The following is a 19,751-nucleotide window of genomic DNA, read 5'->3' on the forward strand; positions in this document are numbered from 1 at the left end:
GCGGGCCATGCCGCTGCCCGATCCGGGCGCCTCCCGCGCCGTGCTCGTCGGCGTCGGCCGGTACCGCAGCCTGCCGGAGCTGCCGCACGTCGAGCGCAACCTCGCCGACCTGCGGACGCTGCTGACGAGCCGCACGTCCTGGAACCTGCCCGAGGCCCACTGCACCGTGATGGCCGAGCCGTCCAGCCAGGAGGAGGTGCTCGACGCCATCCGCGCGGCCGCGGCGCAGGCCACCGACACGCTGCTCGTGTACTTCGCCGGCCACGGCCTGGTCGATCCCGACACCGATGAGCTGTACCTCGGGCTTCCGAGCGCCCGGACCGGGTACGCGTACACCGGGATCGAGTACCGGCACCTGCGCCCGGCCGTCCTGAAGGCCCCGTCCCTGCGGCGGGTGGTGGTCCTCGACTGCTGCTACAGCGGGCTCGCCGCCAACGCCATGAGCGGCGGCGCGGACCTCGCCGCCCACGCCAAGGTCGAGGGCATCTGCCTGCTGGCCGCCGCCCACGCCACGGCCAGGGCCGAGCCGGGCGAACGGAACACCGTCTTCACGGGGGAGCTGCTCCGCGTCCTGGAACAGGGGGTGGCGGGTGGTCCGGCCCTGATCGACCTCAACACCCTGTACGAGCAGGCCCGCGGCCGGCTCGTCGGGCGGGGCCTGCCCGAGCCGCAGAAGAGCGACCTCAACACCGCGGGCAGCCTCGGCGTGGCCCACAACCCGGCCTACCGGCCCGTCCTGGCGAAGCCGGAGCGGGCGGTCACGCCCGAGCAGGACCCGGATCCCGACCCGGACGCCGAGCAGCCGGCCGTGCGGTACGTCCGCCGACAGCACGGTGGGCGGATGATGCTGCTGCTGTACGGCCTGTTGGGCGCGCTCCTCGTCTTCTGGAGCCTCGTCGCCTACGGAGACGTCACCACCTTCGCGGCGGAGCTGTCGCGGGCGGACCGGAACGGGCAGTCGATGGACGAGGTGTACGCGAGGGTTCCCGACGCCGTCTTCCTGTCCTCCGTGGCCTCTGCCGCGCTGGTCGGTTGGCTGGGCTCCCGGCGCTTCACGGAGCCGTACGGGTTGGAGGCCTCCGCCGACGAAGTCGTACTCGTCCGCGGGAAACCCGGTCAACCCCGCCGCCGCTACCGGTACGCGTGGCACCGGATCTCCGAAGCCCGGCTGGCCTGGTGCCCGCGCCCGTTCTCCCGCACCCGTGGCACGTTCTACCTCGTACTGGACCTGCTGCCCGACACCCCGAGGCGCAGCTACCTGTTCCTCGGGCGTGCCTGGGTCTCACGGCGGCTCGGCGGGGTGATCGCCGCCGATGTCTCCCGGCTCGACTGCACGCCGGAGCAGATCGGCAAGGTGCTGGAGCGGTTCGGCGGACCGGTGTGGAAGCCGGCCCGGGACACCGAGCGCCCACCGCCGTACGCGGCCCGGCGGCCATCGCGCCGCGCTCCCGTCCAGGGGTTCCACCGCACCACGCGACGGGCCCGGCTCGCCGTGTCGGCGCTCCTGCTCGCCGGTGTCGCCGCGACACCGGCGGTGCTGGCCCTGACCGGGCCGTCCCATCGTTCGGGCGTGCTCGACGGGGTGCTCCTGGTGGTGTGGACCCTGCTCCTGTGCGTTCCGGTGGTTCCGCCGGCGTTCTGCCTCTGCTTCCCGGGGGCCCTCACGCTGGACGCGGAGGGCGTGACCTACGTGCATCGGGGCCGTACGGCCCGCTGGCCGTGGAGCGCCGTCGCCCAGGTGGGCGTCGTGTCGTGGCGGCGCGGCAACGCGTCCAACGGGGCCCTGTTCGTGCGCCCGCTCGACGCGGGCACGGACGAGCGGGCCGCACGGTGGGGCCCGCCGTGGCGGGTCCCGCGTCTGGGCGGGGTGATCGTGTGCGACTTGTTCTCCCTCGGGGCCCGGCGGGCCGAGGTGGAGGCGGCACTGGAGCGCTTCGCCCCGCACGTGTGGGATCGCCATGTGCGACCCGAGCACGGCATCGCCCGCGACGACGAGGACGGGGCGCGGTTCGAGGGCAGTGTGCCGGGCTGGCGCACGCTGGCCGTCGGGGTGGCGTCCGTGGCCGTGGCGCTCGTTCTCTCCCGTAGCCTTCCGCCGACGCAGGGTGGTCTTCGGTTCCTGCTCCTGCTCTATTCGGGCTTCCTCGCCGCTTTCCCGGTGCCGTTCCTCGTCCGGGACCGGTTCTCCCTGGTCCTGGACCGGCAGGCCCTCACCCTGCGGGTGCGTGGCCGTAGCCTGGACGTTCCGTGGGAGGACGTCCACCTGGTGACCCGCAGGAACACGAAGATGCGCGACCCCGTCCGGCACCAGCTGGTCGTCTGGCTGGGGGAGGGAGCGGCCTCGCGGTACCGGCGCGTGTGGCGGTTCTACGTGGCGCGGTCCGGCGGGGAGATGAACATCCACCTGCTGGACGCGAAGGGCCAGTTCCTGCCGCTGCCGCGGCAGCGGGTGGACGCGGCCCTGAAGCGGTTCGCGGGGGACCGGTTCAGATAGGCGTGGCGTTGTCGGCGGTCCCGTTTACGGTGGGGTGATGACAGCGCTGAGGATCATTGCCGGGGACGCGACGAGTCCGCAGGCCAAGGGGCCGAAGATCATCGCGCACGTCTGCAACGACATCGGCGGCTGGGGCAAGGGATTCGTCCTGGCCCTGTCGAAGCGGTGGTCGGAGCCCGAGGCGGACTACCGGGCCTGGCACCGCGGCCGGGCCGGGAACGACTTCGGGCTGGGTGCGGTCCGGCTCGTCCGGGTCAAGGACGACACCTGGGTCGCCAACATGGTCGGCCAGCGCGGCATACGCACCGGCAGCGCGGGCGTTCCGATCCGCTACGACGCCCTGGAGCGCTGCCTGGCGGCCCTCGCCGGGCACGCCGTCGAGCTGGGTGCCTCCGTCCACATGCCGCGGATCGGCTGCGGGCTGGCGGGCGGCAAGTGGTCCCGCGTCGAGCCGATGGTCACGGAGGCGCTGACTGAGAGGGGTGTCGCGGTGACGGTGTACGACCGGGGTTGACGCCTGGTGGGCCGTTCGGGGGAGGGCGGATCGATTCGGCGCCGGGCGGCAGTGACCTGCGGTGCGGGGTGCGGGAAAGGTGGTTCCTGCACGTTGTTGCTCCTTGTGAGGGGAACCCCATCCATGCGTCTTCGCAGTGCTGCCGCCGCCGCGTTCGGTGCGCTGACCCTTGTCCTGACGATCCCCACGTCCGCCGTCGCCGCCACGGGCCAGTTCACGTACGTCTACTCCGGGCTCGACGGGCGCCCGCAGGTCGGCGTCCTGGAGAACCCGGTCAGCCGCGAGTGCTTCACCCTGCCGGAAGTCGCCGACCCGGGCTCCAGCAGTCCCGCCCACTCGCCGCGCAACCGGACCGACTCCACGGCGACCGTGTTCACCGAACCCGACTGCCAGGGCGACCGGTTCACCCTGCGTCCGTACACCGGGTACGGGTCGGAGCGGCTGAAGCTGCGGTCCGTTCTCTTCGGCTGATCGGGTTCGTCGGGGCTCGGCGGGGACGGTGTCGTCCGTCCTCGTCGACTCATCGTGACGGTGTGGCGGGGGCTTCGCTTCGGGCGTGGAGGGTCTTCGTCAGGACGCCGCCGATGACGATCAGGGCGACGCCCAGCCACCACAGGTCGCCGTCGAAGACGAGGACGGCGATGCCGATCGGCACCAGCAGGCCGGCCACCGGCAGCATCAGCGAGGCCACGTTCGGCGGCTCGCGGCTGAGTCCACTCGCCTCGCGGGCGGCGCGGGCCCGTACGACGTCCGGGTACCAGGCGGTGAACCGGAGGGCGGCGACGATCGCCAGGATCGGGATGATCCACTGGGTCCACATGTTGTCCGGGCTGCGCAGGACCAGGTCACCGAAGAGACCGGCCAGGCCGGACACCAGGAAGGCGAGCCCCCACGCCCCGGTGATCATGTAGTTGGTCCGGATGAAGGTGCGGCTGTGCCAGATGGACGGGTCGGTCTGTTCACGGGCGTACTGCAGGGTGAACGGCATGCCCACGGCCATCGAGCCGAAGGCGATCGCGGCGAGGGTGAAGGTCGCGACCTCGCCCGCGTACGTCTCCAGCCAGGTGCGCGTGCCCTCGCTCGCCAGGGCGCCGATGGCGGTCAGCGCACCGAAGAAGACGACGTCGGCCAGTTCCAGCAGCTTCCAGGAGCTGCCCCGGTTGACCACGCGGCCCAGGACGACGAGGGCGACGGCAGCCGCCAGGGAGATCGCGACCGCCAACTCGAACCGCCCCGGTCCCGCCAGGAGCGAGAAGATGATCCACGGGGACATCCCGATGACGGGGTTCTCCAGGAGCCCGGACAGCGCGCCGGTGGCCGTGCCGGGTGTCTCGGTTCCCATCCCTCCAGCGTGCGCGTTCGATGTGCGGGCGGCCATTCGGGGGTGCTGGCCCCCTGTGTACCCCGCCCAGGGTGCTGGGGTGGGGCACAGGGGGGGCCACCTGCGGCGACGCTCAGTAGTCGGCGGTGTTGAGGAGCCGGTTCGGGGTGTTGTAGCTGAGGCGGTTCAGGATGTCCTTCGTCGACTGCTGCTCCAGGAAGGCGGCCACCTGGTCCGGGGTCTCGTCGGGGTGCGCCGCCTTGTAGAGGGCGGCGACGCCCGTGACGTGCGGGGCGGCCATCGAGGTGCCGTCCATGGACACGCTGCCGCCGGACAGGCGCGCGGAGACGATGTCCTGGCCGGGGGCGTAGAGGGCGACGCACTGGCCGAAGTTGGAGAAGTCCGTCTCCTGGTCGCCCCGGTCGGTGGCCGCCACCGTCACCGCGCGGGACGCCGAGGCGGGGGAGACGTTGCAGGCGTCCTGGGCCTCGTTGCCGGCCGCGAAGACGGGGAGGACACCTGCGTCGAAGAGCGCGTCGGCGGCGGCGTTGACGGCGGTGGAGCGGCTGCCGCCCAGGGAGCCGTTCAGGACGGCGGGCTGCTTGGCGTTCGCCGCGACCCAGTCGAGGGCCGCGATGATCCCGGAGTAGGAGCCCCTGCCGTCGCAGCCGAGGACGCGGACGCTGACCAGGTTCACCTTGGTGGCCACCCCGTACGTCCGGCCGCCGACCGTGCCCGCGACGTGCGTGCCGTGGCCGTGGCAGTCCAGGCCGCCCCGGCCGTCGCCGACGGCGTCGAAGCCCGCCTTGGCGCGGCCGCCGAACTCGCTGTGCGCGAAGTCGATGCCGGTGTCGAGGATGTACGCCGTCACGCCGGCGCCGTTGCCCTGCACGGTGAACTGGCCGTCCAGCGGCAGCTGCTTCTGGTCGATGCGGTCCAGTCCCCAGGAGCCGGCCACGGCCCGGGGCGCGGGCGCGGCGACCGCCGGGACGGGCGGGGCCGTCAGGGCCGCGTCCTCCTCCACCGAGGTCACGCCCGGCAGCACCCGGATCGCCTTGAGCTGGGAGGCGGTGAGGGGCGCGGCGAACCCGCGCATCGTCCTGGAGTACGTGAACGACGGCTTCACGCCCGCCACCGCGGCGACCGCGGTCGGGTCGGCGGCCTTGTCGAGGGTGACGATGTACTGGCCGGGGATCGCGTTCGCGGAGGTGTGCAGCGGGACCGGGGTGGGCTCGGGGGTGTCGGCGGCGGCCGCACCGCCGAGCGGGGCGGGGGCCAGGGCGAGCAGGGCGGCAGCGGCGGTCGTCAAGGGCGCGAGCAGGCGCATGGGCAGGGCTCCAGGGGGCGCGGCGGACGGGAGGCGGGCGGACGGGCGTCGGAGGGGCGTCGTGGGCGAGGGGCGCGCTGCCGGACCCGCCGGGCCCGCCGGAGGTGGCGGGGGCGGGGGCTGCGGGGCCCTTCCCTGCATCGGTGGTCGCGCGGGCCCGACTTGAACGGCCCGCTCCGTTCGGCCGAGGGCCGCGGGCGGGGGTGGGGGAGCGGGGGCACGCGGGCCGGGGGAACGATTCACCAGGGCTGCGGCGGGCCGTGTCGCCGTCAGGCCCCTGCCCCCGGTGTTCCGGGGCGAGCTGCGAATCCACCCGTACGGCCGGTGCCCGGCCCGGGGCGCACTCCGGGGCGTGCTCCCGGAGGCCGCCGCCGCGCCGCGGGGAGTCGTTGACCGGCGCAGGCCGGGCGTGATCGCCTCGCACCATGCGCACCAGCCTCGGGCGTGCCCTCCCGGCGGCGTTCGCCGCCGCCCTGGCCGCCGTAGCCGCCCTGCCCGCCGTCAGCCACGCCGTCGGCACCCCCGTCGGCCCCGGGACGCGCGAAGTCCGCGCGGTGCCCGTCGCCCCCGCCGACTGGCCGACGTACATCGTCACCGTCGACCGCTCCCTCGACCCGGCCGACGTCGCGGGCCGGGTCGACGGCGTCCGCCCGCTCCACGTCTACCGCGACGCCCTGAACGGCTTCGCCGCCCGCCTCACCCCGGACCAGCTGGCGTCCCTCGCCTCGATGCCGGACGTGGAATCCATCGAGGAGGACGGCACCGCCTCGGCGGACGGCCCCACAACGGGGCTCGGGGTGTTCTCGGGCTGAGGGGCGTCATCAGGACTGCCATTCCGGGTAGTTGCGCTCGCCGTGCTTCCAAAGGACGCACGCCGGTGCCTGCTGCCCGCCGAACACGTGGTCCTCGGCCAGGTCCTCCCGCACCGTGAGGGTCCGCCCGCTCCTGTCGTCGACGTATCCCTCCACTGCCACCCCGTTGAGCAGCTTGTCGAGCTGCTCGTGCGTCAGCCCCTTCGGCCAGCACGTGCGCGCGTTCACCTTCGCTCCCGAGAAGGAGGTCTTCGGGCCGGTGACGATCGCGTGGCTGAGGTTCGCGCTGTGCAGCGAGGCCTGGCCCAGGTCCGCATCGGCGAGGCTCGCGTCCTGCAGGTTGGCTCCGATGAGGTTCGCCCGCCGCAGATCGGCGCCCGCGAAGCTCGCCCCCGTCAGATCGGCGTCCTGGAACCTGGCGTCCCTCAGGTCGGCCCCGGTGAAGTCCGCGTTGTGGAGCGATTTCCCGCTGAAGTTGATGCCCTTGATGTCGTGGCCGGCGACCGTCAACCCGGGGATGCTGTCCGCGCTCTCCACGCTCGCGCGCCAGGCTGCGTTCTCCTGGGACACGCGGATCGACTCACCCAGGAAGAGGGCCGAAAGCCCCACGGCGATCCCGCACACCAGCCCGCCCCCGATTCCGGCCAGCACCTCGATCCTGGGCTCCGACTCCGGCTCTCTGGAGGCCATCCGCCAGGCGCGGAAGGCCAGGAAACAGCCGAGGACGAGCAACACGGAGGTCAGGGCCCACTGCCATGGGCCTGCATCGGGCATGGGGAACCTCCCCAGCACGTAAGCAGGATGAACTGAAGAAGAGATGAACCGGCGAAAACACGGTCCTTTCTTCCTCTATACGCCCCACCGGGGCCATCGGCAAGACGGCGAGGGCGAGTCGAAGCGGAGGTGTTGGCTCCGGTGGGGTGGGCGACCCCCGTGGAGGGGCTCAAGATCATCGCGTGCAGAATGACCGGTATGTCGAATGCGAACACCCCGCGGGCGGCTGAGCCCGACGATGCGTCAACCGTCAGCACCACCCTGGCCCGTGCCTTCGGTGACGACCCGATGATGCGCTGGTTCTTCCCCGACGAGGCCTCCCGCGAGGACGGCATGCGCCGCTACTTCGCCACCCTCTTCACCCGGCAGTACGGCCGCCACGGCCTCTGCGAGCGCACCGACGCGGCCGCCGCCTTCTGGGTGCCGCCGCACGCGCTCGACAAGGCCGTGCCCGACGCCGCCACCGTCGAGGAGCTCCAGGCCATCCTCGGAGACCGGGCCCCCCTCTTCCGCGACGCCGTCCGGGCGGCCGCCGCGGCCCCGTCGAAGGACCCCCACTGGTACCTGGCCGTCGTCGGCGCCGACCCGGCCGCCCAGGGCCAGGGCCACGGCGCCGCCCTGCTCCGCTCGGGCCTGGCCAAGGCCGACGCGGAGGGCATGCCCGTCGCGCTGGAGTCCTCCAAGCCGGAGAACATCCCGGTCTACGAGCACTTCGGCTTCACCGTGGTCGCCGAGATGGAACTCCCGGGCGGCGGCCCCGCGCTGTGGGCCATGTGGCGCGAGGCCCGTCCCGCGGCCGGCCGGTAGGCGGGCGGGGTCCATCCGGGCGGGGCGCCCGGCCCGTACCGGCATGGCGCCGGGGGCCGCGGCGCTCCGCGGCGGATGCTGGGGCCTCCCCTCCCGGAGAGGCGCGCGAGTGAGCGATCCCAGCCGTCGAGGAACCGGCCCGGGCACCCGCGGAGCCCCGGGCCCGGCCCCGACCGCCGGCCCGACGCCGGCCCCGACGCCGGCCCCGTCCCCGGCGGGTGACGACGTCCCCGCACCCGGGGTCATCGGCATCGGGCTCGCGGCGGTGCTCACCTTCGCCCTCGCCCAGGGCTCGTGGCAGTGGTTCGCCACCTTCATCGGGGCGACGCTCCTCGCGATCATGCTCGCCTTCCAGCGGCGGCCGCCGTGGACGCCGGACCTCCGCTCGGGCTACATGCGCAGCCTCGTCGCGTACGCCCTGGTCGTCGGTCTGTGCGTGGCGATCGCGCTCGCCCCCGTGCTCCAGCGACGGGCCTGGCTGTTCCCGATGCCGGAGACCCGCAGCAGCTGCGCGCTGGCGGGCCGGTACGCGGCCCTGCAGGCGGAGGCCGCGCTGGGCGGCCTGGCCGGCGGCGACGCCGCGGCCCTGGCCTTCGCGCGGGCGGACCAGAGCCGCCGGGCCGTGGCCGACTGCCTGGCCGCCACCACGACCCTGTGGCTGCCCGTGTACGCGGTGGCGGTGGCCGTCCTGGTGGGCGTGGTGGCGTGGACCCGCGACCGGGCCCGGGCGGCCGGTGCGGCCGGTGCGGCTCGTGGTGGGCGTGGCTAGTGGTGGGCGTGGGGTACGGGGTCCAGGATCACCAGGGGGATCAGGCGGAGGGTGTGCTCCTGGTAGTCGTCGAAGGCGGGCCACAGGGCCGCCAGGGCCGGCCAGTACACCTCGCGCTCGGCGGCCGTCGCCCGGTGGGCCACGGCCGTGCGGACCACCGGACCCACCTGGACGCGTGCCTCCGGGTGCGCGACCAGGTTCCGGTACCAGGCCGGGTGCCGCGGGGCGCCCCAGCCGGCCGCGGCGACGACCAGGCGGGGCCCGTCCTCCACGTAGATCAGCGGGGTGCGGGAGGTGCGGCCCGTGGCGCGGTTCAGGGTCGTGAGCAGGAGGGTGGGCACCCCGTGCCAGAGGTGGCCGTCGATGCCGCCGGTGCGCACGTAGTCGCGTACGTGGTCCCGGGCGAGTTCCGGCGAGGGGTCGGTGGGGTTGTCCCAGTCGACGGTGATCGTCTGCATGCTGCCTCCGAGTAACGACCCCCGGCAGCCTTAACGATCCTTCAGCTCGGCCGGATACGGTCCGTCACACCCATGGCGCAACGCCGGTGGTCCGGACCGGGCCCGTGGCATGGACCGGGGCGAGGTGTCCCAGGACCGTCGCCGAGTCTGCCTTCGCCGAGTCCGGTCCGCCGACCGCCTGCCCCGCGCCGCCGCCCCCATGCTGCTGCCGTGCTCGGGCGGGCCCGGCCGGCGCCCGGTCTCCGGCTCCCGGCAGATCGAACGGTGCGGGGCGGGGAGCCGTTCGTACGCGGCCGGGACGGCGTGCCCGGCCCCGCTCGGGGAGCTCCTGCTCGACCGGGTCGGGGTGCTGCTGCCCGCGTCTGCGGGCGCCAGGGGCCGGGCGCTCCCGGAGGAGGCCGTCCGCTTCGACGGCGAGGGCGCCGGGGGGCCACGGCTCGGCGTGAGGTGCGGGCCGCTCCTGCTCGGCGGGCTCGTGGGCCGGGCGCACGCCGAGGGCCCGGGTGCGCGTGACGGCGTACGCCTCCTGGTCCGAGCGCGCCACCCGTTGGCTGCCCGCGCCGTCGCCGCCGGGCGGGCGGCCGGACTTCGCGCTGGTCGGGGCGTGCGGGGGGACACGCCGCTCAAGCCGGGGGCGGCTCCGGGCCGGGGCGGCCCCGGGGCTGGCGGGCCTGGCCCGGACGGAGGTGGCGTGCGACCCCGTGCCCGTGATGCCGGCCCGGAGGCCACCCGCTCGGCCGCCGCGCCGGCTGGTCAGCCGGCCGCCTGCCGGGACCCGCGGGCGGGCGGCAGCTGCTCGGCCGGCACCCCGCAGGGTGGGCGGCGGCTCGGGCTGCCGTCGGCCCGCCGCCCCGTCCTGCGCGGGGGCGGCCCCGGCTGCGCTGCCGACCGGGGTCGGCCACTCGGGTAACCCGTGTCGTATCGGGACATGCCGGACGAAGGCCGTGAGGATGGTCCGTCGGGTTGGTCGACGGCGTCGACGGAAGGTGTGGTGGCCGAGGTGGCGGAGAATCCGATCAGCGGGCAGGGCGGCGGGGACGCCGTCGAGCTCGGTGGCTACCAGCAGGAGCTGAAGCGGACGCTGGGCTCGTTCCAGGTGTTCGCGATCTCGTTCGCGTTCATCTCCGTCGCGGTCGGGATCTTCGCCACGTACGACGACGTCCTGCAGAACGCCGGGCCCGTCGGCATCTGGCTCTGGATCATCGCGGCGATCGGGCAGACGATGGTGGCGCTGGTGGTCGCGCAGTTCGCGGCCCGGATCCCGCTCAGCGGGTCCTCGTACCAGTGGGCCTCGCGGCTGGCCAACCCGAAGATCGGTTGGGGGTTCGGCTGGCTGTCCTTCTGCTACCTGGGCGTCGCCGTGGTGGCCATCGCCAACGCGCTGGCCAGCCAGGCGTTCATGCCGCTGTTCGGCATGCGGCCGGACGAGGGCACGGCGCGGGTGATCACCCTGGTGGTCCTGTTGGCGCAGACCGTGATCGCGATCGCCTCCACCCGCCTCGTCAGCTTCATCAACACGCTGGCCGTCGGGCTCGAGGTCGTGCTGGTCGTGGTGGTGGCGGTCGCGCTCGTCCTCGCCGTGGTGATCACGGGCGACGGCGAGGCCGGCAACCTCGTGTCGCGCGGCGTCACCGAGGACGTGCCCGGGTACTTCGCGATCGGCGGCGGGCTGATGATCGCGATGATCATGGGCCTCTCCACCCTCGTCGGCTTCGACTCCGCAGCCAACCTGGCCGAGGAGGCCAAGGACCCCTACCGCACCGTCCCGCGGGCGATCGTGGCGTCGGTCGTCGCGGCCGGGGTGCTCGGCATGCTGTTCCTGATCGCCCTCACCGTCGCCATCGACGACATCCCGAAGGTCACGCAGAGCGGGTCGCCGGTCGCGGCGATCCTGCGGGTGCAGCTGGGGCCGGCGATGGAGAAGGTGCTGCTGGTGGCGATCACCATCGCGTTCTTCGGCGCCGGGGTGGTGGCGATGGTCGCCTGCGCGCGGCTGGTCTTCGCGATGGCGCGCGACGGACGCTTCCCCGCGAGCCGGCTGATGCGGCGGGTCGGCGCGCGCACCTGCACCCCGATCCCGGCCACGATCCTGATCTTCGTACTGGGGGTGGCGCTGATGGTGGCGCTGCCGGGTATGGCCCTGCTGGAGCTGATCACCGCGGGGACGATCCTCCCGGCGCTCACGTACGCCGCCACGATCGTCCTGTACCTGTCCGTGCGGGGACGGCTGAGCCGGCAGGAAGGAGCGTTCGACCTGGGGCGGTTCGAGATGCCGGTCGCGGTCTGTGCGCTGGTGTGGACGGTGGTCGCGCTGTTCGTGCTGGTTTCCCCGCGGGAGGCGCTGGTGTCGATCGTGATCGTGGTCGGCCTGCTGCTCGCGGGTGGGGTGTTCTTCCTGATCATGTGGAAGTGCAACCGCTCGGCGCTGGAATCCGAACCGGGCCGGCTCCCGCTCTGATCGGTCGGCCGGCTGTGGCTGGTCGCGCGGTTCCCCGCCCCTGGTCCCGCCACCTCTTGTCATCACCCTGCGGCCTGCGCCGCCGCCACCCCGTCCTGCGCGCTGCGCCCCGCCCGTTGCGGGTGTTGCGGCGGGGAGGGGGAGGGGTGGCCCCGGGCCGGTGGGGGCCGGTCGGGGCCCGGCCGCAGCCTTCGTACGTCCCCCGTTACGGGAGGAAGCGCTCGATGACCGCCCTGCCCTCCTTCTCGATCAGCTTCCGGGCCTTTTCGACCCGCTCCGGAGTCGGGTCGGCGCCCGTCGCCATGACGAGGTCCTCGGGGTCGTAGGCGCCCTCCCCGCCGGTGTTCAGCCTGACCGGCCGGGACGTGGCCTCGGGCTGCTGGTCCGATTCAGTTCCCATCGGTGCCTCCATTGCAGTGCCCTGCTCGGTTGCCCCCATCCTCCGGCCGCGGAGTCATGAACGCACGTCGGCGGCTGCGGCCACTGCACCGGCGGCTACGCGACGAGCGCCGCGACGCCCGTGGCCGCGACGACCGCACCGCAGACCACCAGGTTGACCAGCCGGTGCTCCCAGAACACCGCGACGAACTCGCGGATGGTGGCGCTCGGCCAGAAGTAGCGGGCCGTCGGCGAGCCCACGACCTGCCCGTTCACCCCGGCCTTGCGGGCGGTCATCGCGGCGCGGAAGGCGTGGAAGTTGTTGGTGACGACCACGCACCGGTAGTCCGGCCCGGCCTCCTCCTCCATCACCGCCCGGCTGAAGGCCAGGTTCTCGTCCGTCGTCCGGGAGCGGTCCTCCAGCCGGATCAGCTCCGCCGCCACGCCCTGCGCGATCAGCCAGTCGGCCATCGCCCGCGCCTCCGGCAGCTTCTCGTCCGGGCCCTGTCCGCCCGACGGCAGCAGCAGCGGCACCTTCCCGCCGCGCGCCGCCTGCGCGGCCTGGATCCGCCGGCCCTTCTCCAGGCGGGAGGCCAGCAGGGGCGGCACCCGCTCGCCGCCGATCAGGCCGGAGCCCAGCACGACCACGTAGTCCACCTCGCTGCGCACCGGCGCCCGCCCGTACAGGAAGGCGTACGCGAGGAAGCACGCGAAGAGGAAGGAGACGTAGCCGACGAGCAGCACCAGCCCGCCCACGGCCGCGTCCATCGCCGCGGAGCCCCGGTCGCCGGTGTAGCCGATCAGCGCGATCAGCCCGAAGATGCCCAGCCCGGCGGAGAGCGACAGCAGGTTGGCGGGGCGGCGGCCCTCCTTGCGGAGCATGGTGATGCCGTTGCTGATGAGGAACACGCCGAGCGCGAGGGTGCCCAGCGCCGGCACCAGCAGGACCAGGGCCAGCGCGGTGATCGCGAGTACCGGCGGCAGCGACGGGATCAGGAACAGCACCCCGATCGCGGCCCATATGAGGGTCAGCCCCAGCAGGACGGCGTTCCGGAAGCGCCGCCGGTCGGTCCACACGCTCATCAGGAACAGCAGCAGCAGGACGGCGGCCGGCGCGAAAGCGATCATGCGGCCAGCCTATGGGCGGTCCGGCCCGCGCAGATCAGCCCGCAGGAGGACCCGCGCCGGCCGTCGTGCCCGCCCCGGGGAGGAGCGGAAGGGGCCGACCTCATCGGCCGCGGTACGGGGTGCGGCGTACCGACCGCCCCGCCAGCTCGTCCGTGCGGCGCCCGTCCCGCATCACGAAGCGGCCGTCGACCAGCACGTACGGGATCCCGGTCGGCAGGGTCCGCGGGCTGTCGTACGTCGCCCCGGCCGCGACCGTCTCCGGGTCGAACAGGACCAGGTCGGCGCGGAACCCGACCCGGACCAGCCCCCGGTCCGGCAGCCGCAGCCGGGCCGCCGGCCGGCCCGCCAGGTGCGCCACGCACTCCTCCAGCGAGAGCACCCCCAGCTCGCGCACGTACCGGCCGAGGTAGTGCGGGAAGGCGCCGTACGCCCGCGGGTGCGGCTTCGCGCCGCGCAGGATGCCGTCGGAGCCGCCGGTGTGCACCGGATGCCGCATGATGGCCCGGACGTTGTCCTCGTTCCCGACGTGGTGGAGGACCGTCGTGCCCAGCCGGTCGGCCAGCAGCAGCCGCCGGGCCTCCTCCCAGCCGCGCAGCCGCCGCCCCACCCACGCGCCGTGCGCCGGGTCCGCGGTTCCCGACACCTCGACCGACGGCCAGTCCACGGGCACGCCGTGGCAGCCGTCCGACCCGGTCACCTCCAGTGCGTGCCGGATCCGCTCGGCCACCGCGTCGTCCCGCAGCCGGGCGAGCACCGCCCCCGGGCCGCCCTCGCCGGCCCAGCCGGGCAGCAGCGCGGCGAGGGTGGTGCAGCCGGGGGTGTACGGGTAGCTGTCCAGGGTGATGTCGGCGCCCGCCGCGAGCGCGTCGTCCAGCAGGGCGAGGAGTTCGGGGGCCCGGCCGGCGTTCTCGGGGAAGTTCAAGGTGGCGTGCGCCAGGTGCAGGGCGCAGCCGGTCTCCCGGGCCAGGGCGACCATCTCGGCGTACGCGGCGAGCGCCCCGCGGCCGTAGCTGCGGTGGTGCGGGCAGTGGTAGCCGCCGTACGCGGCCACGACCCGGCACAGCCAGGCCAGTTCGGCACCGGACGCGTACATGCCCGGGGTGTAGGTCAGCCCGGACGACATGCCGACGGCGCCCTGCGCGAGGCCGTCGGCGACGAGGGCCCGCATCCGGTCGAGCTCGGCGGGGGTCGCGGGCCGGTCCGCCCAACCGACGGCGTACGCGCGGACGGTGCCGTGCGGGACCAGGTAGGCGGCGTTGACGGCGGTGCCGGTGCGGTCGATCCGGTCGAGGTAGCCGCCGACCGTGCGCCAGCCGAAGTCGGCGTCCTCGCCGGGGCCGTTCCAGCCGGTGACGGCCGCCCGGACCGCGGCCAGGGTCCGGTCGTCGGCGGGCGCGTACGACAGCCCGTCCTGGCCGAGGACCTCCAGGGTGATGCCCTGGGCGGCCTTGGCGCTGTGGTCCGGGTCGTGGAGCAACGCCAGGTCGCTGTGGGCGTGCATGTCGGTGAACCCGGGGGCCAGTGCCAGCCCGTGGGCGTCGAGGACCGCCCGGCCGCCGGCCCGGATCCGGCCGATCGCGTCGATGCGGCCGGCGCGGACGCCGACGTCGGCGCGGTACGAGGGCCCGCCCGTGCCGTCGACGACGCGGGCCCCCCGGATCACCAGGTCCATCGGCGTCCCCCGGGGGGCGCCGGCCGGTCCGGCCGGATCAGAAGAAGGTGCGGACGAACTCCGTGACGGTGCCGTCCGCCTGCACGACCGGGATCAGCGGCCACTTCTCGAAGATGGTGCACGGGTGGGACATGCCCAGCGCCACCCAGTCGCCCACCTCGACGGCGTCCGCGGAGTCGGTCTCCAGCCAGGCGTGCTGGTCGGAGAGCTTCACCACCCGCACCCCGGCGGCGGGCCGCTCCTCGCCGGTCAGGGCGTCGCGGACCAGCTCGGCCACGGGCAGGCCGAGGTCGTAGGCGACGTCCCGCTTGCCCGCGTTGACGAACGCCTGGGTGGGGGACGGCCGGGAGACGACCTGGGTCCACAGCCGGAACGCGGGCCGCAGCCCGCCCTCCTGCGGGACCCGGTTGAACGGGGTCAGGCGGGTGTACCAGCCGTGGTCGTGGGAGACGTACGCGCCGGAGCGCAGCAGCCGCAGCACCGGCCGGGACAGTTCGGGCAGCTCGGTGAAGACGTCGGCGACGGCGTCGAACCAGGCGGAGCCGCCCGCGCTGACGACGATCTCCTCCAGGTCGGGTGCGAACCGTCCGGCCTTGTCGAACTCGACGGCCAGCGCGGTGAGCCGGCGCAGCCAGGCGTGGACCTTCTCCGCGTCCGCGTCCGGCACCTCGGCCTCGTACCCGGCGACGCCGACCAGGCGCAGGGTGGCGGCGTCGGCGACCGCGTCGGCGACCGCGCGGCAGTCCTCCTCGGTGCGCGCGCCGGTACGGGCCCCCTCGCCGGCGCCGAGCTCGACGACGACGTCGACGACGGCGGCCCGGCCGCGCAGGGCCCGGTCCATGAGGTGGACGCCGCGCACGGAGTCCACGTAGCAGACGAACCGGAAGTCCGGGTCGGAGGCGAGTTCCTCGGCGACCCAGTGCAGGGCGGCCGGGTCGACGAGCTCGTTCGCCAGGAAGATCCGGCGGATGCCGAAGGCCCGGTAGACGCGGGCCTGGTGGGGTACGGCCGCGGTGATGCCCCAGGCGCCGTGCTCCAGCTGGCGCTCGAAGAGCTGCGGGGCCATGCAGGTCTTGCCGTGCGGGGCGAAGGCCAGGTGGTGGCGGGAGGCGTACTCACCGAGCGCGGTGAGGTTGTGCTCCAGCGCGTCGGCGTCGAGGGTGAGGACCGGGGTGGTGAACCCGCCGGTGAACAGGTTGCGCTGCTGCGCCGCGAGTCCGCCGACGGTCATGGCGGCCCGTTCGGCGTCCGGGGGCAGGCCCTTGAAGCGGTGGTCGACGGGCTCGTCGGCGAGCCCCCGGACTGCGTCGCTGCTGCCCATGCGGATCCTCCTCGCGTTGCCTGCTCTGCAACGTTTGTTACGGGTAGTACCGCCTGCTGTCTAACATCCCGGGTGGGCGCGGGTCCACACGGGCGGGGGCGGGGGGCCGCCCGCCGGCAGCGGAACGGGGCGCCCCCTGCCCTGCGGGGGCGCCCCGGGACCACCGGTGCCACGGCCTTGCGGCAGCGCTACGAGCAGTGCGGCACGAGGGTAGCGCTGCGGCAGCGCCACGGCAGTACTACGAGCAGTACTGCGCCTCCTTGCCGATCGAGCGGTACATGCAGTCCGCGTTCTCCAGCAGCTGGAGCACCGCGTCCTTGTTGCGCGCGGTCTCGCGGTCGATGACCTCGTCCGGCGGGTAGAAGCCGCCGCCGCCCGACTCCGGGTACATCTCGAAGGTGTAGGCGAAGATCTTCTGGTTGCCCCACAGCCAGTCGTCGATGGTGCCGTCCGTGATGTACAGGTCGCTGGACTGCTCGGGGGTGTAGCCGTTGCTGCTGGCCATGCGGGTGCCGATGGTCTTGTACACGGCCAGGTCGTCCGCGGTCAGGCCGGGCGCGGTGTCGTTGTACGTCCACCCGTACGGCCACAGCACCAGTTCGCTGTAGGTGTGGAAGTCGATGGCGGCCTTGATCTGCTGCTTGCCGCCGACGACGCGGCTGCGGACGAAGTCCGCGACGGCCTTGACCTCGGGCGCGGACTCGCCGGCCGCACCGCGGTAGGTCTCGGAGCTCTTGCTGCTGCTGGAGCCGCCGCAGCAGCCCCACTTGTAGTTCCAGTTGCGGTTCTCGTCCGTGCCGACGTAGGAGGAGCCGGAGTTCGGCTGCCGGTTCTTGCGCCAGGAGCGGTACGAGCCGGTGGCGATGTCGTACTCGCCGCCGTCCGGGTTGAGGTCGGGGACGATCCAGACCTCCCGGGAGTTGACCGTGTTGGTGATGCGGGTGTCGGTGCCGTAGCCGGCGCCGAACTCCTTGAGCAGGTAGAGCGCCATCTCGACGGTCAGGTGCTCGCGGGCGTGCTGGTGGTGGGTGAAGAGGACCTCGGGCTCGTTCTCGTCGGTCGCCACGTTGTCGCTGATCTTGATGGCGACGATGTCGCGGCCCTGGTACGACTTCCCGATCACCCGCTTGCTCATGATCGAGGGGTACTGGGCGATGCGCTGGTCGATCTCGGCGTTCATCTCGGCGTAGTTGTGGTAGCGGGAGTCCGCGGACGGGAAGTCCATCGGGCTCGCCTTCGCCTCCCGCTCGGTGCGGTCCGGCGGGCCGGGCAGCGGGGTGAGGGCGTAGCCGAGCGCGCGCAGGGCCCCGGCCTGCATGGGGTCGGCGCTGACGACGACCGAGCGGGCGTCGACCTCGTCGATGGAGACGCCCGTGCGGAGCAGCGCGGTGCGTTCCTGCGGGGTGGCCGGGCCCTTGATCTCGTACTGGACCACGGCCTCGTCCCGGGTGGCGGTGGACGGCGTGGGCGGCGGGGCCGCCGTGGCGCTCATGCCGTAGGCGGGTGCGCCGAGCGCGAGAGCGAGCAGGGCCGCCGTGACGGCGGCCCTGCGTCGGGTGTGGAGCCGCATGCGTTCTCCTGGGTGGGGAGTGTGGGGGTGCCGTGCGGACGCGCACAGCGTGCTCTTGTGGCATGTCCCGGTCAAGGGCCCGGATTCGGCCAGATCCCGTGCAGGACACCCCCACAGGTACCGCCTACGGCAGGCCGTGGACCTTCGGACCCACCGCGTTCGACCAAGCACCACCCGCCTTGGCGTCCCAGTTGGTCGACCAGGTCATCGCGCCGCGCAGCCCCGGGTAGGTCTTCGACGGCTTGAAGGACCCGCAGTTGGTGCCCCTGGTCAGGCAGTCGAGCGCGTCGTTGACCACGGTCGGGGGGACGTAGCCGCTGCCCGCCCCGCTGGGCGAGGCCGGCACGCCGATGCCCACCTGCGAGGGGTCGAGGCCGCCCTCCAACTGGACGCAGGCCAGCGCGGTGAGGAAGTCCACCGAGCCCTGGGAGTAGACCTTGCCGTCGCAGCCGTTCATCGAGCCGCTGTTGTAGTACTGCATGTTGACGACGGTGAGGATGTCCTTGACGTTCAACGCCGTCCGGAAGTAGCCGCCGGACGGGGACTGCATGTCGATGGTCTGCGGGGCCATCGTCAGGACGAGCGAGGGGCCGGCCTTGGCGGACAGGGCGCGCAGCGCCTGGGTCATGTAGGTCGGGTCGAGGCCGTTCTCCAGGTCGATGTCGATGCCGTTGAAGCCGTACTCCTGCATCAGGGCGTACGCCGAGTTCGCCAGGTTGGCGGCGGAGGCGGCGTCGTTGACCGTGATGGTGCCCTTCTCGCCGCCGATGGAGAGGGTGACGGACTTGCCGGCCGCCTTCTTCGCGGCGATGTCCGCCTTGAACCGGTCCACGGTGTAGCCGCCGAGCCCCGCCGAGTCGAGGTTGAAGGTGATCGCGCCGGGCGTGGTCGTGGCGTCGGCGAAGGAGACGGCGATGATGTCGTACTGGGCGGGGACGTCGGAGATCCGCTGCACCGTCGCGCCGTTGTCGAAGTTCTGCCAGTAGCCGGTCAGGGCGTGCCGGGGCACCGTCGGGTTCGGGTTCGGGCCGCCGCCCCCGGTCGTGGTGCCGGTCACCGGCGCCGAGCGCGGGCCCTCGCCCGCTGCGTTGTACGCGCTCACCTGGAAGGCGTACGAGGTCGCCGGCGCGAGTCCGGTGATCCGGGCCGGGGGAGCGGTGACCGTCCGGACGCGGACGCCGTCCCGGTAGACGTGGTAGCCGTCCGCCCCGCCGACCGCGTCCCACGAAAGGGTCAGCGCGTCCTGGCTCCGGCCGGAAACGACGGCCCCGGCCGGGGCGCCCGGCAGCGAGGGGCCGGGATCCGTCGGGCCGCCGCCGTCCGGGCCGAAGACGCTGAACTCGTCCACGGTGTAGGCCGGCTGGCCGTACCAGCCGTGCGTCCAGACGGTGACCTGGGTGGTGGCCGGGCCGGTGGTGAAGGTCGTCGACAGCTTCTGCCAGCCGCCGCCCGAGCCGGGGGTCCAGGTGGACACGTCCTGGGTGCCGGTGCCGGTCGCGCCGAGGTACACGTACGCGCCCTGGACCTGCGTGCTGAGCGTGTACGTGGAGTTCGGCTTGACCGTGACGGTCTGGCTGCACCTCGCGTTGTCCTGGCCCGACGGGGTGGCCCGCAGGGCGGCGGTTCCGGAATGGACCGGCGAGGAGGTGACGGCCCCGCTGCCGGAGCTGCAGCTCCAGTGCGCGAGACCGGACTCGAAGCCTCCGTTGCGGACGGCGTCGACGTCGGCGGCCTGCGCCGGGCCGGCGGTGAGGGCCGTCAGGCCGCCTGCGGTGAGGGTCGCGGCGCCCAGGAGGGCGAGGGAGCGTATGCGGTTCACGTGGTCTCCGTGGGGGGAGGAAGGGAGGTGAACGGGGGTGGGGAAGGGGTGGTGCGGAGGGCGGGGAGCGGTGGGGAACGGCAGTGAAGCGGACGGGGAAACCGGGCCGGCGGCGCGTGCGGGGACCCC

17 protein-coding genes are annotated in these 19,751 nt (G+C 73.7%); 7 read left to right on the top strand and 10 right to left on the bottom strand.

Annotated elements, in window-relative coordinates:
- Positions 1 to 7: 7 nt before the first annotated feature.
- The 3 genes from ACZ4VL_RS08400 (at position 8) to ACZ4VL_RS08410 (ending at position 3,479) form a co-directional block, all read left to right on the top strand.
- Positions 8 to 2,494, top strand: a complete 2,487-nt coding sequence (locus ACZ4VL_RS08400) for a caspase, EACC1-associated type (protein WP_468197269.1) — start codon at positions 8 to 10, stop codon at positions 2,492 to 2,494.
- Positions 2,495 to 2,531: 37 nt separating this feature from the next.
- Positions 2,532 to 3,008 (top strand): macro domain-containing protein, encoded by a 477-nt coding sequence (locus ACZ4VL_RS08405; protein ID WP_468197271.1) that lies wholly within the window; start codon positions 2,532 to 2,534, stop codon positions 3,006 to 3,008.
- Between the two features lie 123 nt (positions 3,009 to 3,131).
- A complete protein-coding gene (locus tag ACZ4VL_RS08410) occupies positions 3,132 to 3,479 on the top strand; it encodes a hypothetical protein (RefSeq protein ID WP_468197274.1) in 348 nt (115 codons plus the stop codon).
- A 49-nt stretch (positions 3,480 to 3,528) separates the two neighbouring features.
- Here ACZ4VL_RS08410 and ACZ4VL_RS08415 read toward each other — a convergent pair whose 3' ends face one another.
- Together ACZ4VL_RS08415 and ACZ4VL_RS08420 are read right to left on the bottom strand one after the other, a co-directional pair.
- Positions 3,529 to 4,350 (bottom strand): hypothetical protein, encoded by an 822-nt coding sequence (locus ACZ4VL_RS08415; RefSeq protein ID WP_468197276.1) that lies wholly within the window; start codon positions 4,348 to 4,350, stop codon positions 3,529 to 3,531.
- 112 nt (positions 4,351 to 4,462) lie between these two features.
- Positions 4,463 to 5,656, bottom strand: coding sequence for a S8 family peptidase (locus ACZ4VL_RS08420; protein WP_468197277.1), 1,194 nt, complete (start codon positions 5,654 to 5,656; stop codon positions 4,463 to 4,465).
- A 425-nt stretch (positions 5,657 to 6,081) separates the two neighbouring features.
- Here ACZ4VL_RS08420 and ACZ4VL_RS08425 point away from each other — a divergent pair, with 425 nt between their 5' ends.
- Entirely contained in the window at positions 6,082 to 6,468 is a 387-nt protein-coding gene (locus ACZ4VL_RS08425; protein ID WP_468197280.1) for a protease inhibitor I9 family protein, read from the top strand.
- Between the two features lie 9 nt (positions 6,469 to 6,477).
- Here the strand turns inward: ACZ4VL_RS08425 and ACZ4VL_RS08430 are convergent, their stop codons facing one another.
- Positions 6,478 to 7,242 (bottom strand): pentapeptide repeat-containing protein, encoded by a 765-nt coding sequence (locus ACZ4VL_RS08430; RefSeq protein ID WP_468197282.1) that lies wholly within the window; start codon positions 7,240 to 7,242, stop codon positions 6,478 to 6,480.
- Between the two features lie 189 nt (positions 7,243 to 7,431).
- Between ACZ4VL_RS08430 and ACZ4VL_RS08435 the strand changes: the two genes are divergently transcribed.
- Positions 7,432 to 8,049, top strand: a complete 618-nt coding sequence (locus ACZ4VL_RS08435; protein WP_468197284.1) for a GNAT family N-acetyltransferase — start codon at positions 7,432 to 7,434, stop codon at positions 8,047 to 8,049.
- Positions 8,050 to 8,158: 109 nt separating this feature from the next.
- Positions 8,159 to 8,818, top strand: coding sequence for a hypothetical protein (locus tag ACZ4VL_RS08440; RefSeq protein ID WP_468197286.1), 660 nt, complete (start codon positions 8,159 to 8,161; stop codon positions 8,816 to 8,818).
- Here ACZ4VL_RS08440 and ACZ4VL_RS08445 read toward each other — a convergent pair.
- A complete protein-coding gene (locus ACZ4VL_RS08445) occupies positions 8,815 to 9,276 on the bottom strand; it encodes a nitroreductase family deazaflavin-dependent oxidoreductase (protein ID WP_468197288.1) in 462 nt (153 codons plus the stop codon). The two genes, ACZ4VL_RS08440 and ACZ4VL_RS08445, sit on opposite strands and share 4 nt — an antisense overlap.
- 1,000 nt (positions 9,277 to 10,276) lie before the next feature.
- Here ACZ4VL_RS08445 and ACZ4VL_RS08450 point away from each other — a divergent pair.
- Positions 10,277 to 11,734, top strand: a complete 1,458-nt coding sequence (locus ACZ4VL_RS08450) for an APC family permease (protein ID WP_468197290.1) — start codon at positions 10,277 to 10,279, stop codon at positions 11,732 to 11,734.
- Between the two features lie 205 nt (positions 11,735 to 11,939).
- Here the strand turns inward: ACZ4VL_RS08450 and ACZ4VL_RS08455 are convergent, their stop codons facing one another.
- From ACZ4VL_RS08455 to ACZ4VL_RS08480, 6 genes are all read right to left on the bottom strand, one after another.
- Positions 11,940 to 12,134 (bottom strand): hypothetical protein, encoded by a 195-nt coding sequence (locus ACZ4VL_RS08455; RefSeq protein WP_468197292.1) that lies wholly within the window; start codon positions 12,132 to 12,134, stop codon positions 11,940 to 11,942.
- 95 nt (positions 12,135 to 12,229) lie between these two features.
- Positions 12,230 to 13,240 carry a YdcF family protein gene (locus tag ACZ4VL_RS08460; protein WP_468197294.1) on the bottom strand — a complete coding sequence of 337 codons (1,011 nt, stop codon included), beginning with the start codon at positions 13,238 to 13,240 and terminating at the stop codon, positions 12,230 to 12,232.
- Positions 13,241 to 13,340: 100 nt separating this feature from the next.
- A complete protein-coding gene (locus ACZ4VL_RS08465) occupies positions 13,341 to 14,912 on the bottom strand; it encodes an N-acyl-D-amino-acid deacylase family protein (RefSeq protein ID WP_468197296.1) in 1,572 nt (523 codons plus the stop codon).
- Between the two features lie 37 nt (positions 14,913 to 14,949).
- A complete protein-coding gene (locus ACZ4VL_RS08470) occupies positions 14,950 to 16,233 on the bottom strand; it encodes an amino acid deaminase (RefSeq protein ID WP_468197298.1) in 1,284 nt (427 codons plus the stop codon).
- A gap of 238 nt (positions 16,234 to 16,471) precedes the next feature.
- Entirely contained in the window at positions 16,472 to 17,803 is a 1,332-nt protein-coding gene (locus tag ACZ4VL_RS08475) for a M14 family metallopeptidase (RefSeq protein WP_468197301.1), read from the bottom strand.
- A gap of 124 nt (positions 17,804 to 17,927) precedes the next feature.
- Positions 17,928 to 19,622, bottom strand: coding sequence for a chitinase (locus ACZ4VL_RS08480; RefSeq protein WP_468197303.1), 1,695 nt, complete (start codon positions 19,620 to 19,622; stop codon positions 17,928 to 17,930).
- Between the last annotated feature and the right edge of the window lie 129 nt (positions 19,623 to 19,751).

It is taken from the genome of Streptomyces sp. NPDC029014 (assembly GCF_055564695.1).

Bases quoted from the DNA above. Each gene is read 5' to 3' on its own strand.
- ACZ4VL_RS08460 (WP_468197294.1), bottom strand. From the start codon at position 13,240: ATGATCGCTTTCGCGCCGGCCGCCGTCCTGCTGCTGCTGTTCCTGATG.
- ACZ4VL_RS08475 (WP_468197301.1), bottom strand. From the start codon at position 17,803: ATGCGGCTCCACACCCGACGCAGGGCCGCCGTCACGGCGGCCCTGCTC.
- ACZ4VL_RS08400 (WP_468197269.1), top strand. From the start codon at position 8: ATGCCGCTGCCCGATCCGGGCGCCTCCCGCGCCGTGCTCGTCGGCGTC.
- ACZ4VL_RS08415 (WP_468197276.1), bottom strand. From the start codon at position 4,350: ATGGGAACCGAGACACCCGGCACGGCCACCGGCGCGCTGTCCGGGCTC.
- ACZ4VL_RS08425 (WP_468197280.1), top strand. From the start codon at position 6,082: ATGCGCACCAGCCTCGGGCGTGCCCTCCCGGCGGCGTTCGCCGCCGCC.
- ACZ4VL_RS08470 (WP_468197298.1), bottom strand. From the start codon at position 16,233: ATGGGCAGCAGCGACGCAGTCCGGGGGCTCGCCGACGAGCCCGTCGAC.
- ACZ4VL_RS08445 (WP_468197288.1), bottom strand. From the start codon at position 9,276: ATGCAGACGATCACCGTCGACTGGGACAACCCCACCGACCCCTCGCCG.
- ACZ4VL_RS08405 (WP_468197271.1), top strand. From the start codon at position 2,532: ATGACAGCGCTGAGGATCATTGCCGGGGACGCGACGAGTCCGCAGGCC.
- ACZ4VL_RS08435 (WP_468197284.1), top strand. From the start codon at position 7,432: ATGACCGGTATGTCGAATGCGAACACCCCGCGGGCGGCTGAGCCCGAC.
- ACZ4VL_RS08430 (WP_468197282.1), bottom strand. From the start codon at position 7,242: ATGCCCGATGCAGGCCCATGGCAGTGGGCCCTGACCTCCGTGTTGCTC.
- ACZ4VL_RS08410 (WP_468197274.1), top strand. From the start codon at position 3,132: ATGCGTCTTCGCAGTGCTGCCGCCGCCGCGTTCGGTGCGCTGACCCTT.
- ACZ4VL_RS08465 (WP_468197296.1), bottom strand. From the start codon at position 14,912: ATGGACCTGGTGATCCGGGGGGCCCGCGTCGTCGACGGCACGGGCGGG.
- ACZ4VL_RS08455 (WP_468197292.1), bottom strand. From the start codon at position 12,134: ATGGGAACTGAATCGGACCAGCAGCCCGAGGCCACGTCCCGGCCGGTC.
- ACZ4VL_RS08420 (WP_468197277.1), bottom strand. From the start codon at position 5,656: ATGCGCCTGCTCGCGCCCTTGACGACCGCCGCTGCCGCCCTGCTCGCC.